9 protein-coding genes are annotated in these 15,375 nt (G+C 63.8%); 7 read left to right on the plus strand and 2 right to left on the minus strand.

Annotated elements, in window-relative coordinates; translation table 11 throughout:
• Positions 1-67: 67 nt before the first annotated feature.
• Positions 68-1,432: a type VI secretion system Vgr family protein gene (locus TRP66_RS13520; protein ID WP_333403050.1), complete on the plus strand. Its 1,365-nt coding sequence runs from the start codon at positions 68-70 to the stop codon at positions 1,430-1,432.
• Positions 1,433-1,445: 13 nt separating this feature from the next.
• On the opposite strand, the gene TRP66_RS13525 is transcribed toward TRP66_RS13520, so the two are convergent.
• Positions 1,446-2,786, minus strand: a complete 1,341-nt coding sequence (locus TRP66_RS13525) for an MATE family efflux transporter (protein ID WP_333403052.1) — start codon at positions 2,784-2,786, stop codon at positions 1,446-1,448.
• Positions 2,787-2,976: 190 nt separating this feature from the next.
• On the opposite strand from TRP66_RS13525, the gene TRP66_RS13530 reads away from it, so the two are divergent.
• On the plus strand, positions 2,977-7,932 hold the full coding sequence (locus TRP66_RS13530) for an alpha-2-macroglobulin family protein (protein WP_333403054.1): 4,956 nt from the start codon (positions 2,977-2,979) through the stop codon (positions 7,930-7,932).
• Between the two features lie 61 nt (positions 7,933-7,993).
• Here the strand turns inward: TRP66_RS13530 and TRP66_RS13535 are convergent, their stop codons facing one another.
• A complete protein-coding gene (locus TRP66_RS13535; RefSeq protein WP_333403056.1) occupies positions 7,994-8,287 on the minus strand; it encodes a hypothetical protein in 294 nt (97 codons plus the stop codon).
• Positions 8,288-8,463: 176 nt separating this feature from the next.
• On the opposite strand from TRP66_RS13535, the gene pbpC reads away from it, so the two are divergent.
• The 5 genes from pbpC (at position 8,464) to accC (ending at position 15,258) form a co-directional block, all read left to right on the plus strand.
• On the plus strand, positions 8,464-10,782 hold the full coding sequence (pbpC, locus tag TRP66_RS13540; RefSeq protein WP_442965206.1) for a peptidoglycan glycosyltransferase PbpC: 2,319 nt from the start codon (positions 8,464-8,466) through the stop codon (positions 10,780-10,782).
• 210 nt (positions 10,783-10,992) lie between these two features.
• A complete protein-coding gene (locus tag TRP66_RS13545) occupies positions 10,993-12,777 on the plus strand; it encodes a protein-disulfide reductase DsbD (RefSeq protein ID WP_333403058.1) in 1,785 nt (594 codons plus the stop codon).
• Between the two features lie 129 nt (positions 12,778-12,906).
• On the plus strand, positions 12,907-13,359 hold the full coding sequence (gene aroQ / locus TRP66_RS13550) for a type II 3-dehydroquinate dehydratase (RefSeq protein ID WP_333403060.1): 453 nt from the start codon (positions 12,907-12,909) through the stop codon (positions 13,357-13,359).
• Between the two features lie 82 nt (positions 13,360-13,441).
• Positions 13,442-13,897: an acetyl-CoA carboxylase biotin carboxyl carrier protein gene (gene accB, locus TRP66_RS13555; protein WP_333403062.1), complete on the plus strand. Its 456-nt coding sequence runs from the start codon at positions 13,442-13,444 to the stop codon at positions 13,895-13,897.
• Between the two features lie 17 nt (positions 13,898-13,914).
• Entirely contained in the window at positions 13,915-15,258 is a 1,344-nt protein-coding gene (gene accC / locus TRP66_RS13560; protein WP_333403064.1) for an acetyl-CoA carboxylase biotin carboxylase subunit, read from the plus strand.
• Positions 15,259-15,375: the final 117 nt, after the last annotated feature.

The raw sequence follows: 15,375 nt of genomic DNA on the forward strand, positions 1-15,375 counted from the left end.
CAGCCTCTACCCCGCCCCTCTTCTCCGCCAGAATTCGCGACCGCATTCCCGGTAGAGAATCATCGCCATGTACGATCCCGCCAGCGTGCCGCTGTTTCGCCTGGAGGTCGCCCGCCTGCGCCGTCATTTCACTGTTCTGTGGCTGCGCGGTACCGAAACCATCAGTCAGCCGTACGTTTTCGAACTGGAAATCGTCAGCGAAGGGGGAGCCCTGGACCCGGCGGATCTGATGTATCGACCCGCGTTCATCAGCTTCAAGGGTAGCGATCAGGGTTTTCACGGCCATCTCCTCGCCATGACCCGCAGCCATTACGGAAAGGGGCCTGCGCGTTATCGCCTGCAAATCGGCCCGCGTCTGTCGTGGCTGGGCCTGCGCGGCGGCTGGAGAATATTCCAGCACTTGAGCGCCACGCAGATCGTCACCCGTGTGCTGCAAGAAAACGGGATGCGCGAAGGCACTTGGCGTTTCGAGAGCAAGACCCAGAGCCGCGAACGGGAATACTGCACGCAGTACCAGGAATCAGACTTGCAACTGATCCAGCGGCTGCTGTGCAAGGAGGGTCTGCACTATCACTTCCGCCACTCCCGGCGAGGTCATGTGCTGGTCATCGGCGAAGGGCTGCGCGGATTCGAACGCAGCTCCCTCGCACCCTGGCGGCAACTGCCGGAACAGGCCGGGGTCACGCGCTTCTGTGTCACCGGCACCGATCAGAACAGCCCGGGCGGACGGACCGGAGAACGGGCCGAAGGCGCAAGCACGCTTGGATTTGTGCGCTGCGGGCAATTGCTGCCGCTGGTCGATCATCCGGTCGCCGAATGGAATCACATGTGGCTGGTCACTCAGGTGACTCACAGCGCCGGCAATCCCGAAGATGGCGAACCTTACATCAACCGTTTCCGCGCCATCCCCTGGGAAGTGGGGTTCAGCGCCCCACCACCTCCGCCTCGGCCGCCGGCTCCCGATCTGCGAAGGGCCTGGGTGGTCGGACGCCAGGGCGAGGAAGTCGAGCGCGACCGCTATCGCAGGATTTGTGTGCGGTTCGACCAGGGCACCCTTGGAGGCGGACCGCTGCGTGATGAATGCTGGCTGTCGCTGGCGCCGGGTCTTGACCTGCCGATTCGCGCGGGCCTGCCGGTGGCCGTCGGCTTCTTGGGCGGCGATATCGATCGGCCCCTGATCGTGGCCGGATTTCAGGATTGCCAGGCCACACCGCATAAAGCAGCATCACGACCAGACCTTGTGCACATGCAACTCGACCCGCGAATCTGGCTGGGCGACACCCAAAGCCTAAGCCTGGAGGACGGACCGACGCTGCAACTGCAGCCCGGCAGCTGTTTGACAGTAGTCGCGGGCAACAGCGAGCTGAGGCTTGATACGAACGGTCTCACCCTGACCAGCCCGCACATCGGCTTTGGCAGTCAGCTGTACTGAGGACGAAGCCGAATCAGCGTGCGAACCAGCCGTCGGTCCGCGTCAGGCGCCAGGCGATGCCGCCCAGCGTCAGCCCGCGGATGAGTGTGAAGACCAGGAAGGTCAGCCATAGGGCGTGATTGCCCTGACTGCTGGCAAAGACGGCCATGGGCGCGATCAGCACGACATTGATCAGCATCGCATTGCGCATTTCACGCGCTCGTGTCGCGCCGATGAACAGACCGTCGAGCAGATAGCTCCAGACCGCCAGCAACGGCATGACCGCCAGGTACGGCAGATAGATATCCGCCGTTTCGCGAACCTCGGGGATGTCGGTCTGCAGGTTGATGAACAAGTGACCGGCGGTCATGAACGACACGGCAAAGACCAGGCTGGCGAGCAGCGACCAGCCGCCGGCGACCACCAGGGATCGACGCAGCGTGGCCCGATCCCGCGCGCCGATGGCGTGCCCGCACAGCGCTTCCACCGCGTGGGCCAGGCCGTCGAGCGCGTGGGAAGTCAGCAGCAGGCCGTTGAGCAGCAGCGCGTTGGCCGCGACCGTTGCGTCGCCCAGACGCGCGCCCTGTACGGTGATCAGGAACATGACCGATTGCAGCGCCAGTGTGCGCAAGAAGATATCCCGGTTGACCGCCAGCAGCGGACGCCAGTTGCGCCAGAACTTCAAGGCAGCCCAGGCAATCTGCCCCGACCATTCCCGCAACGCCTTGCGTGCCAGCACCAGACCCAGCGCCATCCCGGTCCATTCCGCCAGCACCGAAGCGCGCGCCGAGCCGACCACGCCCCAGTCCAGCCCGAGCACGAACCAGAGGTTGAGGGCGATGTTCACCAGATTGGTCGTCAGCAGAATGAAAAGCGGCGCGCGCGCACTCTGAGTGCCGAGAAACCAGCCGACCAGCGCATAGCCGGCCAACGCGGCGGGCAGTCCGAACAGGCGGGTCTGGAAGAATTCCAGCGTCATCTGATGCAGATCCGCGGAAGGCTGTATCATCGTCAGCGCCAGATGGCTGAACGGCAGTGCGATCAGCGCCAGCAGCGAGGCCAGCCCGAATGCCAGCAGCAACCCCTGCAACAGCACCTGGCGCAGCGCGGCCCCATCGTTGCGCCCCGCTGCCTGCGCGGCGAAACCGGTGGTGCCCATGCGCAGGAAGCCCATCGCCCAGGCGAGAAAGGTGTACAGGGTCGCGCCCACCGCCACGGCACCCAACTGGTGAGCATGAGGCAGATGCCCGATGACCGCGCTGTCGACCAGCGCCACCAGCGGCACGGAAATATTGGACAGGATCATGGGCGCCGCCAGAGCCCAGACCCGGCGGTGCGTGGGGCGATGACGCCAATCGGCGGAAAGCTTGGACATGGTTACTCCTGACAGGGCGCGCATTGTAGCGTCCCGTCGCGGAACCGGGCCGAAACACCTGCAAAAACATCCAGCCAGACCGCTGAGAACAGGTTCACAAAACCTGGCGTACAATCCGCTGATTTGTCTCTGCATGTAACGATGACTGCTATATCATCACCGCCTCTGAACTGCTGTCGACGAGTGCCCCATGTTTAACAAAGGACTGTTTCTGGCCTGCGCGCTTGCGCTGCTGACTGCCTGCGATTCCTCTTCCCCGGACAAAACCGCGCCTGCGCCCACGCAGGGTCAGACGGCTCAGCCCGCGGCCGCCGAGAGCAAACCTCGCCCGGCCATCGACCTCGCCGCCTTGAGCACACGCTACGCAGGCCGCGAGCTGACGGTCATCGACGTGTCCGAAATCCAGGTCGAGGGCGCCAGTACGCTCTCCGTCAGTTTTTCCGTGCCACTGGACCCCGAGCAGAAATTCGGCGAGAAGCTGCATCTGGTCGACAGCAAGAACGGCAAGGTGGACGGCGCCTGGGAACTGTCCGACAACCTCATGGAGCTGCGCCTGCGTCATCTGGAACCGCAGCGCAAGCTGGTCCTGACCGTGGACGCGGGTCTTGTGGCCGTGAACAAGGCGAAGCTGGCGAGCGAATTCGTCAGCCGCCTGGAAACCCGCGACCTGCAACCGACCGTCGGCTTCGCCAGCCGCGGCAGCCTGTTGCCGACCCGTCTGGCCGAAGGCTTGCCGGTGATCGCGCTGAACGTCGACAAGGTCGACGTCGAGTTCTTCCGGGTCAAGCCCGACTCGCTTCCAGGCTTCCTGAGCCAGTGGGAAGGCTCGACCTCGCTGTCCAACTATGAGTCCGAAGAGCTGTTGCCGATGGCCGATCTGGTCTATGGCGGCCGCTTCGACCTCAAACCGGCGCGCAACACCCGCGAAACCCTGCTGCTGCCGATTTCCGGCATCAAGGCGCTTCAGGCCCCAGGTGTCTATCTGGCGGTGATGCGCGCTTCGGGCACCTACAACTATTCGCAGCCGGCGACCCTGTTCACCCTCAGCGACATCGGCCTGTCGGTGCACCGCTACAGCAATCGTCTGGACGTTTTCACCCAGGCACTAGAAGGCGGCAAGGCGCTGGGCAGCGTCAAGGTCGACATCTACGACAACGACGGCAAGGTCGTGGCGCAAGGCGAAACCGACGGCGACGGCCACGCGCAGATGCCGCTGCCGGCCAAGGCCGCCGTAGTGCTGGCACACAAGGACGAGCAGACCAGCATGCTGCGCCTCAACAGCTCGGCGCTGGATCTGGCGGAGTTCGACATTACAGGTCCCCGGGCGCACCCGATGCAGTTCTTCATCTTTGGCCCGCGCGACCTCTACCGCCCCGGCGAAACCGTGCTGCTCAACGGCCTGCTGCGCGACGCCGACGGCAAGCCGGTCAAACCCCAGCCCATCACGGTCGAAGTGCGCCGGCCCGACGATCAGGTCAGCCGCAAGTTCGTGTGGGAAGCCGACAACACCGGCTTCTATCAATATCAGCTGCAACTGGCGGACGAAGCACCGACCGGTCGCTGGCAGCTGGTGTTCGATCTGGGCGACGGCAAGCCGCAACTGTACGAATTCAAGGTCGAGGATTTCCTGCCCGAGCGTCTGGCGCTGGAACTCAAAGGCAGCGACACACCAATATCGCCAGCCGATGATCCGCAATTCGACATCACCGGACGTTACCTCTACGGCGCGCCTGCTTCGGGCAACAGCCTGACCGGTCAGGTCTATGTGCGACCGCTGCGCGAAGCGGTGCCGGCTCTGCCGGGCTATCAGTTCGGCTCGATCACCGAAGAAGACCTCAAGCACGACCTGGAGCTGGACGCAAGCACCCTCGATGCCAACGGCCAGTCGGTACTGACCGTGAGCAGCCAGTGGGCCGAGGCCAAATCGCCCTTGCAGCTGATTCTGCAGGCCAGCCTGCAAGAGTCCGGTGGGCGTCCGATCACGCGTCGTCTGGTCCAGCCGATCTGGCCGGCCGAGCAACTGCCGGGCGTGCGCCCGCTGTTCGGCACCAGCACCAGCGACAACGAGTACGACGACGAAGCCGCCAAGGGTGAAGCCCAGACCGATGGCGACGGCCCGGCCGAATTCGAAATCGTCATGGCCGACAGCGCTGGCCACAAGCTGGCCGCCGAGAACGTCAAGGTCCGCCTGGTTCGCGAGCGTCGCGACTACTACTGGAACTACTCCAACAGCGATGGCTGGAGCTATCACTACAACGAGAAATTCCTCAACCTGAGCGAAGAAACCGTCAATATCGGCAAGGATTCGACCGCCAAGGTCAGCTTCCCGGTCGAGTGGGGGCCGTACCGTGTCGAGGTGGAAGATCCCTCGACCGGCCTCGTCAGCAGCCTGCGTTTCTGGGCCGGCTACCGCTGGCAGGACAACACCGACGGCGGTGCGGTGCGTCCGGATCAGGTGAAACTGGCGCTGGACAAACCGGCCTATGCCGATGGCGATACCGCCAAGATCACCGTCACGCCACCGGCGGCCGGCAAGGGCTACCTGATGGTCGAGTCCAGCGAAGGTCCGCTCTGGTGGCAGGAGATCGACGTCCCGCTGGAAGGCAAGGCCTACGACATTCCGCTGGACAAGAAATGGGCGCGCCACGACCTGTACGTCACCGCGCTGGTGATCCGTCCCGGCGAGCGCAAGGCCAACATCACGCCCAAGCGCGCTGTCGGCGTGCTGCACCTGCCGCTGGACCGCGCGGAGCGCAAGCTGGCGTTGAGCATCAGCGCGCCGGAGAAAATGCGTCCCAAGCAGCCACTGAAACTGAAAGTCGCCGCTAAAAATGCGGACGGCAGCGTGCCCAGGCAGGCACGGGTGCTGGTGTCAGCCGTAGACGTCGGCATCCTCAACATCACCTCCTACGCTACGCCCGATCCGTTCACCGGCCTGTTCGGTCGCAAGGCCTACGGCGCCGACCAGCTGGACGTCTACGGCCAGTTGATCGAAGCCGGTCAGGGTCGTCTGGCGAGCCTGGCGTTCGGCGGCGATGCATTGGCCAAGGGCGGCAAACGCCCCGACACCAGCGTGACCATCGTGGCTCTGCAAAGCGCGCCGGTGACTCTGAACGACAAAGGCGAAGGTGAAGTCAGCGTCGACATTCCGGATTTCAACGGCGAGCTGCGGATCATGGCCCAAGTCTGGACCGATGAGCGCTATGGCATGGCCGAAGCCAAGACGGTCGTCGCCGCGCCGATCATCGCCGAGCTGTCCACCCCGCGTTTCCTGGCCGGCGGTGACCAGACCAGCGTGGCACTGGACGTGTCGAATCTCTCCGGCAAGGCGCAGAAACTGGACGTCTCGGTCAGCGCTGAAGGTCAGTTGAGCATTCCCGGCGGCGACCAGCTCAAGCCGCTGCAACTCAAGCAAGGCCAGCGCGTCACGTTGAAAGTGCCGGTGCTTGCCCAAGGAGGTCTTGGTCAGGGCAAAGTCAAAGTGACGATCAATGGCCTGGACCTGCCGGGCGAGAACCTGCCGCCCTTCTCACGGGAATGGACCATCGGCGTGCGCCCGCCCTTCCCGGCGCAATTGCGTCACTACCGTGCGACGCTCAGCGACCAGCCCTGGACGCTGCCGGAAGGCGCGCTGGACAGTTTCGAACCTGCCGGGCGTCAGGCCGTGCTGTCGGTGTCGAGCCGTCCGCCGCTAAACCTCGGCGAGCAGATCCGTGCGCTCAAAGCCTATCCTTACGGCTGCCTGGAGCAGACCGCCAGCGGTCTTTATCCATCGCTGTATGCCGACGCCGCCACCCTCAAGCGCCTCGGCGTGACGGGCGAGCCGGACGCGGAACGCAAGCGCAAGGTGGAGATCGGCATCGAGCGGCTGCTGGGCATGCAGCGCTATAACGGCAGCTTCAGCCTGTGGAACGCGGACGGTGAAGAGGAATACTGGCTGACGGCCTACGTCACCGATTTCCTGCTGCGCGCGCGGGATCAGGGCTACGCCGTGCCACCCGAGGCACTGAAGAAAGCCAGCGAACGTCTGCTGCGTTATCTGCAGGATGGCGGGCAGATCCAGGTCAACTACAGCCAGAACGCCGAGCACTCGCGCTTTGCCGTGCAGGCTTACGCCGGTCTGGTCCTGTCGCGCAGCCAGCAGGCGCCGCTGGCCGCGTTGCGCAGCCTGTTCGACCGCCGCAGCGATGCCCGCTCCGGCCTGCCGCTGGTGCAATTGGCCGTGGCACTGGAAAAAATGGGTGACAAGCCTCGCGCCGACCTGGCGCTCACCGCCGGCCTGGCTGCCGGCCGCAAGAACGAGTGGCTGGCCGACTACGGCAGCCCGCTGCGCGATCAGGCGCTGATCCTCGCCTTGCTCGAAGAAAACGACATGGCGCGCGACAAGCGCGACGCACGACTCTTCGCGCTGGCCGACGAAGTGGCCGCCAGTCGCTTTCTGTCGACACAGGAAAGCAATTCGCTGTTCCTGGCTGGTCGCAACCTGTTGAGCAAGCCTGAAAGTGACTGGACCGCCCGCCTCTACAGCGGCGAACAGAACTTTGCGCTGAGCAATGCGCAGACCGGCGTCAAGCTGGAAGGCGCTGCTTTGGCTACTCCGCTGGCCGTCCAGAACGAAAGCGGCGAAACGCTTTACCAGCAGCTGACGGTCTCGGGTTATCCGACCCAACCCCCGGCCGCGGGCGGTGACAACCTGGGCATTCGTCGCGAATACCTGACACTGGCCGGTGCGCCGCTCAACGTCGGCGCGCTGAAAACCGGGCAACTGGTGCTGGTGCATCTGGAGATCGCGGCACGCCAGCGCGTTCCGGATGCGCTGGTCGTCGATCTGTTGCCCGCGGGCCTGGAACTGGAAAACCAGAATCTGGCGCAAAGCGCCGCCAGCCTGGAAAACGCCAGCGAAGCGGTGAAAAGCATTCGCGAGTCGATGGAAAACGCCGGCATCAAACATCAGGAATACCGGGGGGACCGGTACGTTGCGGCGCTGGATATCGGCGGCGGTGACACGGTGCACCTGCTGTACCTGGCACGGGCCGTGACGCCGGGCACCTATCGCGTACCGCCGCCGCAGGTCGAATCGATGTATCGCCCGAACTGGCAAGCGCTGGGTGATGCGCCGGCGCAGATGGTGGTAAAAGGCAAGTAAGGGTGAGTCGAACCGCCGCTCGTGTCCGGGGTCAGGGCACGAGCCGGCGGCGCTCAATGGCTCAGTGGATGATCCAGCTCAACATCCACAGGCCCAGTGCCAGCCAGATGATGCCCATGATGATCGACGCGCGCATGAATGCCCGGATCGCCGAGTACAGCAGCAACAGCCCGACGATCAGGGCCGCGATGCTGATCAGCGAGGTGTCCATTCCCAACGTGCGGGACAGGCCTTCGACAAAATTCCCGCCGGCGTTGGTCAACCCGCTGAACAGCCAGGCAAGGCCATCGACGATGAAACGGATGACCGCGCCAATCGCCTGCCCCAGCCACTCGAAAAAGCCTTCTACCTGCATATGTACGTCCTTATCGGATTCATGGAAAAAATAATCTGTTCGCTTTGGCTACCGTGCGGTGCGTCCGGTTCCCTGGAGCCCGGCTCGTCGCAACGCGGCATTGTGGATGATCAAGGCGCGGCACGGTGAAGAAGGTATCTGCAATCTGGGCGAAATGCTCGGGCTCGCGCCTTTGCCTGGCGCTGCGCTGGGTGACGCTGGCCGTTTTCGCGGTGATCGCCCTGCTGTGGCTGGCCGACCGCATTTGGCCCTTGCCGCTGCCCAGGGATGATCTCGCCAGGGTCGTGCTGGCCGAGGACGGCACGCCGCTGTGGCGCTTCGCCGATGCGAATGGAGTATGGCGTTACCCGGTCAGTCTTGGTCAGGTCTCGCCCTATTATCTTGAAGCGCTGCTGACCTACGAGGATCGCTGGTTCTACAGTCACCCCGGGGTCAACCCGCTGGCTCTGGCGCGGGCGACCTGGCAGAACCTCAGCGACGCGCGGGTCGTGTCGGGTGGCAGCACGCTCTCCATGCAGGTCGCCCGTCTGCTCGATCCGCATTCGCGGACCTTGCCGGGAAAACTGCGCCAGCTCTGGCGCACCGCGCAGCTTGAGTGGCATCTGTCCAAGGAGCAGATTCTCGGCATTTACCTCAACCGCGCGCCCTTCGGTGGAACCTTGCAAGGCGTCGCGGCCGCCAGCTGGGCGTACCTCGGCAAGTCGCCGCGTAACCTGACCCGCTCGGAAGCCGCGTTGCTGGCCGTGCTGCCTCAGGCGCCCAGCCGTCTGCGGCCGGATCGGCACCCGCAGCGGGCGCAGATCGCCCGGGACAAGGTGCTGCGTCGTCTGGCCGAGTTCCAGGTCTGGCCGCAGGCAAGTGTCGATGAAGCGCTGGAAGAACCCCTGCTGCTGGCGCCCCGTCAGGAACCCAGTCTGGCGCCACTGCTTGCCCGGCGCTTGAATCGCCACGACAGCCCGCCGCTGATCCGCACCACGCTGGACGCCAGTCTGCAGCGCCGCATGGAAGACCTGATCCAGGGCTGGCGTGCGCGCCTGCCGGAGCGGACCTCGGCGGCGATCCTGATCGTCGAGTCCGAAAACATGGCGGTGCGCGCTTATGTCGGCTCGGTGGACATCAACGACGCCAAACGTTTCGGCCATGTGGACATGGTCACCGCGCTGCGCTCCCCCGGCTCGACGCTAAAGCCGTTTCTCTACGGCATGGCGATGGACGCCGGTCTGATTCACTCGGAGTCACTGTTGCAGGACGTGCCCCGCCGCTACGGCGATTATCGGCCGGGCAATTTTTCCACCGGGTTCGGCGGGCCGGTCGCCGCCAGTTCGGCACTGGCCATGTCGCTCAACCTGCCGGCGGTGCAGCTGCTGGAAGCCTACGGCCCCAAACGCTTCGCCGCCGAGCTGCGCAATGGCGGGATACCCTTGACCTTGCCGCCGCTGGCCGAGCCCAATCTGGCGCTGATTCTGGGCGGCGCGGGTACGCGTCTGGAGCAACTGGTCGCCGGTTACAGTGCGTTCGCGCGCGGCGGCCGCAGTGCCGATGTTCGCTTGCAGCCGGACGACCGGCTACGGGAAAGACGCATGATGTCGCCGGGCGCGGCCTGGATCATCCGGCGCATCCTCAGCGGTCAGTCGCGACCGGACATCGACCCTCGCGCCGATCTGGTGCAACGTCCGCAACTGGCCTGGAAAACCGGAACCAGCTACGGATTCCGCGACGCCTGGGCCATCGGCGTCGGTCCGCGCTTTCTCATCGGAGTATGGATCGGTCGACCGGACGGCACCCCAGTTCCCGGCCAGTTTGGCCTGGCGTCGGCGGCGCCCCTGATGCTCCAGGTGCACGACGTGCTGGTCAATCGCGACAGCCAGCGTGGCATTGCCGCGCCGGTTCAGCCGGTGCCGATGAACATTGGCGTCGCGGCCATCTGCTGGCCGCTGGGACAGCCCATGAGCAAGACCGATCCCAATTGCCGCCGCCAGCGCTTCGCCTGGACCCTGGACGGCACCGCGCCGCCGACTTTGCAGGCCACCGATCAGCCGCTGGGCCTCGGGTTGCAGGAACGGATATGGGTCAACGATCAAGGATTGAGGACGGCATCGGGATGTCCGAGCGCCCACCCTCAGGACGTGGCGCTGTGGCCGGCACCGCTGGAACCCTGGCTGCCGCGAGGCGAGCGACGCGAAGCACGTCTGCCGGCCATCGATCCCGCCTGCCCGCCACCAAGCCTGACCCTTGCGCCGCCGCTGAGCATCGTCGGTGTGCGTGACGGCGACAACCTGCGCCTGCCGGGCGCGAGTCGACAGGCGTTGCGCCTGAAACTGTCGACCCTGGGCGGGAGCGGCCGGCGCTGGTGGTTCATCGACGGCACCCAGGTCGCCGATACCGATAACCAGCAGGACTTCACCACGGCCCTGACGCACCTGGGTCGCTATGAGCTGAGCGTACTGGACGAAAGCGGCCAGACCGCCCGGGTGGAATTCAACGTCGTGGATTGAATGGGCCCACCGTGTAGGAGCGGATTCATCCGCGATGGGATCACCTGACCGCCACTCATGTGGCGCCTGGCCTGGCGCTTCGCGGATGAATCCGCTCCTACGGGTACGTACGTGATCCGCGCCTGTGCACCACCCTCTTAAAATTCCCGGCTCAGCACGGCGCGGCACACTTGGTTATCATGCGCGGACTCTGGAAACGCGAGACCACTAATGCGCCGTTTGCTATGCCTGCTTCTGCTTGTTCTGGCCATGCCCGTCACCGCAGCCGGCCTGCTGGACAATCGTCCCGCACCGGTTCTGGGCGGTGCCACCCTGGACAACAGCAAAGATTTCCTGCCCGTCCGCCAGGCCTTTCAACTGAGCCTGATCGACGCCACCCCCGAATCGGTCAAGTTCCGCTTCGTCGCCACCGAAGGCTATTACCTGTATCGCCATCGCTTCCAGTTCCGCACCGAACCTGCGGACATAGGTCTGGGCGATGCCCGGCTGCCGGCAGGCGAGAAAAAGCACGACGAGTACTTCGGTGATGTGGAGGTCTATCACGGCATCCTCGATATCGAACTGCCGCGCAAACCCGGTGAAGAACGGCCTTTCACCCTGGCCGTCACTTATCAGGGTTGCGCGGACAAAGGCCTTTGCTATCCCCCGGAAACCGAGCGCCTGACGATCGGCGATGTGGATACCTCCCCTGCCGCTTCGGCTGCTCCCGCGACAACCGCGGGCTGGACCTGGAAGGAAATCGCGCTGTTCTTCCTCGCCGGTGTCGGCCTGACGTTTACTCCGTGCGTGCTGCCCATGCTGCCGATCCTGTCCGGCGTGGTGTTGCGCGGTCAGGTCGGAGGCCTGCGCGGTCTGAGCCTGTCGCTCGCCTATGTGCTGCCGATGGCGATCTGTTTTGCCTTGCTCGGCGCCTTGATGGGCGTGTTCGGCGCCGGGCTCAATTTGCAGGCGCGGCTGCAATCGGCCTGGGTGCTGGTGCCGTTCTCGGCGTTTTTCGTGCTGTTCGCCATCGCAATGTTCGGAGTTTTCGAGTTGCGCCTGCCGCAGGCGCTGAGCACTCGCCTGGATCGCGTCGCGGGCAATGCCCAGGGTGGATCCCTGTGGGGCGCGGCGGTGCTGGGCGTGGTGTCGAGCCTGTTGGTGTCGCCTTGCGTCTCGGCGCCACTGGCCGGTGCGTTGCTGTATATCAGCGCCAGCGGCGATGCGCTTGGAGGCGCCCTGAAGCTCTTTGCCCTGGGTCTTGGAATGGGCGCGCCGCTGTTGGTAGTCGCCACCGGTGGCGCGGCCTGGCTGCCGAAAAGTGGACCATGGCTGGTGACGGTCAAGAACGCCATCGGCGTGCTGCTGCTGGGTCTGGCGATCGGCCTGCTGAGCCGGGTCCTGCCAGGCCAGATCACGTTACTGCTGGTCGGCCTGCTGTGTGCCGGCGTCGCGTTGTTCATGGGCACGCTGATACTGACCGACAAAACGCCTCGCCAGAAGCTTGCCCAGCTCATCGGCCTGTTTTTGTTGGTCTACGCTCTGGCTTGCTGGTACGGCGCGCTGAGTGGTCAGACTGATCCGATGCGGCCGCTGGGGCGAACCAATCAGGCCATCGGCAACGGCGCGGCGGTAGCGTCCGTGTCTTCCCACTGGCAGACCGTCACCACGGCCGCCGAACTGGAGCGGGCATTGAGCGAAGCCAGAAACGCGGGCAAACCGCTGGTGCTGGACTGGTACGCAGACTGGTGCATCAGCTGCAAGGTCATCGAAAATGAAGTGTTGCCCGACCCGCGAGTCGTCAACCGTCTGTCGGGCTATAACCTGATCCGCTTCGACATGACGGACAGCACCTCCGAGCAGCGCGACCTGCTCGACCGCTACAAATTGTTCGGTCCTCCTGCGCTGTTGTTCTTCGATAAAGCGGGCAACGAGCAGTCAACTGCGCGGGTCGTGGGGGAAATAGACGCTCAGGGCCTGATCGAGCGACTTGAGGGTGCAAATGACCGAATCTAGCTCCTGAGTCATAAACTTTTCGCGATTATCGCTCATCGTGCTGGCTATTGTAGTTAACTGGACAGTTCAACGCCCGTGCGGCATAGTCGCCGGGCGTTAACGCTTGCACACTACAAAAAGGAACATTCGATGGCGACTATCCTGGTGCTCCACGGCCCTAACCTGAATCTGCTCGGCACTCGCGAGCCTGGCACTTATGGCACGACCACTCTGGCGCAGATCAACCAGGACCTCGAACAGCGCGCCCGCGACGCCGGCCACCATCTGATGTATCTGCAGAGCAATGCCGAGTACGAATTGATCGACCGCATTCACGCCGCCCGCGATGAAGGCGTGGACTTCGTGCTGATCAATCCGGCTGCGTTCACGCACACAAGTGTGGCAATACGTGACGCGCTGCTGGGAGTGAGCATCCCATTCATCGAAGTGCATTTGTCGAACGTGCACAAACGCGAACCTTTCCGCCATCACTCCTACTTTTCCGATGTCGCTGTAGGAGTGATCTGCGGCCTTGGCGCCAGCGGTTACCGACTGGCCCTGGAGGCCGCCCTGGAACAATTGGCCGTTAGCTCCAAGCCGTGACCGACCCAGCCTGAGCGGGTCCACGCGACTTGAACCGGCCGCCGAAAAAAGCCCCTGACAGCCCACTGGGAGTTGATGATTAATGGATATTCGCAAAGTCAAGAAACTGATCGAACTGCTGGAAGAGTCTGGCATCGACGAACTGGAAATCCGTGAAGGCGAAGAATCCGTACGGATCAGCCGCCACAGCAAAACCCCGGCCCAGCCTTACTACGCGCCTGCTCCGGCAGCAGCGCCGGTTGCCGCTCCCGCGCCGGCCGCAGCGCCTGCCGCAGCCGAAGCTCCTTCGGCACCCAAGCTGAACGGCCACGTGGTCAAGTCGCCAATGGTCGGTACTTTCTACCGCACCCCGGCGCCTACTTCGCCTGCATTCGTCGAAGTCGGCCAGACCGTGAAGAAAGGCGACACCATCTGCATCGTCGAAGCGATGAAAATGATGAACCACATCCAGGCCGAAGCCAGCGGCGTCATCGAATCCATCCTGGTGGAAAACGGTCAGCCGGTTGAATTTGACCAGCCGCTGTTCACCATCGTTTGAACCGGGGAGAACCTGCGATGCTGGAAAAAGTTCTGATCGCCAACCGCGGCGAGATCGCCCTGCGTATCCTGCGTGCCTGCAAGGAACTGGGCATCAAGACCGTCGCCGTGCATTCGACGGCGGATCGCGAGCTGATGCACCTGGGTCTGGCGGACGAAACCGTCTGCATCGGGCCTGCGCCAGCCAATCAGTCGTACCTGAACATCCCGGCGATCATTTCCGCGGCCGAAGTCACCGGCGCCACGGCGATTCACCCCGGCTATGGCTTCCTTGCGGAAAACGCCGACTTCGCTGAACAGGTGGAAAAGTCGGGCTTCGCCTTCATCGGCCCGAAAGCCGACACCATTCGCCTGATGGGCGACAAGGTTTCGGCCAAGGACGCCATGAAGCGCGCCAAGGTACCAACCGTTCCAGGTTCCGACGGTCCGCTGCCGGAAGACGAGCAGACCGCGCTGCGCATCGGTCGTGAAGTCGGCTACCCGGTGATCATCAAGGCCGCTGGCGGCGGTGGTGGTCGCGGCATGCGCGTGGTTCATCGCGAGGAAGACCTGATCGAAGCCGCGGCCCAGACGCGTGCCGAAGCGGCCGCCTGGTTCAGCAATCCGATGGTCTACCTGGAAAAGTACCTCACCAACCCGCGTCACGTGGAAGTGCAGGTCATTTCCGACGGCCAGGGCAATGCGATCCACCTGGGCGACCGCGACTGCTCGCTGCAGCGTCGTCACCAGAAGGTTCTGGAAGAAGCTCCGGCGCCGTTCATCGACGAAACCGCTCGCAAGGAAGTCCTGGCCAGCTGTGTCCAGGCGTGCATCGACATCGGTTATCGCGGTGCGGGCACTTTCGAGTTCCTGTACGAAAACGGGCGTTTCTACTTCATCGAAATGAACACCCGCGTTCAGGTCGAGCACCCGGTTTCGGAAATGGTGACAGGCGTCGACATCGTCAAGGAGATGCTGAGCATCGCCGCTGGCAACAAGCTGTCGTTCACCCAGGCGGACGTGGAGTTCAAAGGCCACGCGCTGGAATGCCGGATCAACGCTGAAGATCCCAAGACCTTCATCCCGAGCCCGGGTCTGGTCAAGCATTTCCACGCTCCGGGCGGCAACGGCGTGCGGGTGGACTCCCATCTGTACAGCGGCTACAAGGTTCCGGCCAACTACGACTCGCTGATCGGCAAGCTGATCACCTGGGGCGCGACTCGCGACGAGGCCATGGCCCGCATGCGCAACGCTCTGGACGAAATCGTGGTCGACGGCATCAAGACCAATATTCCGTTGCACCGTGATCTGACTCGTGATGAAGGCTTCTGCGAAGGCGGAGTCAACATTCACTATCTGGAACACAAGCTGGCTAACCAGTAAGTCAGCCTGCTACAGATCAACGAAGCCGCAGCGATGCGGCTTTGTTGTTTTCGATGCATGGCAGTAAACTTGCCGGCTTTCGCGGCCCCGCTGCACACTCATTTCTCTCGAAGGTAA

Origin of the sequence: Pseudomonas sp. JDS28PS106 (assembly GCF_036706555.1) — a bacterium.
In the GTDB taxonomy this organism is placed as follows: Bacteria; Pseudomonadota; Gammaproteobacteria; order Pseudomonadales; family Pseudomonadaceae; genus Aquipseudomonas.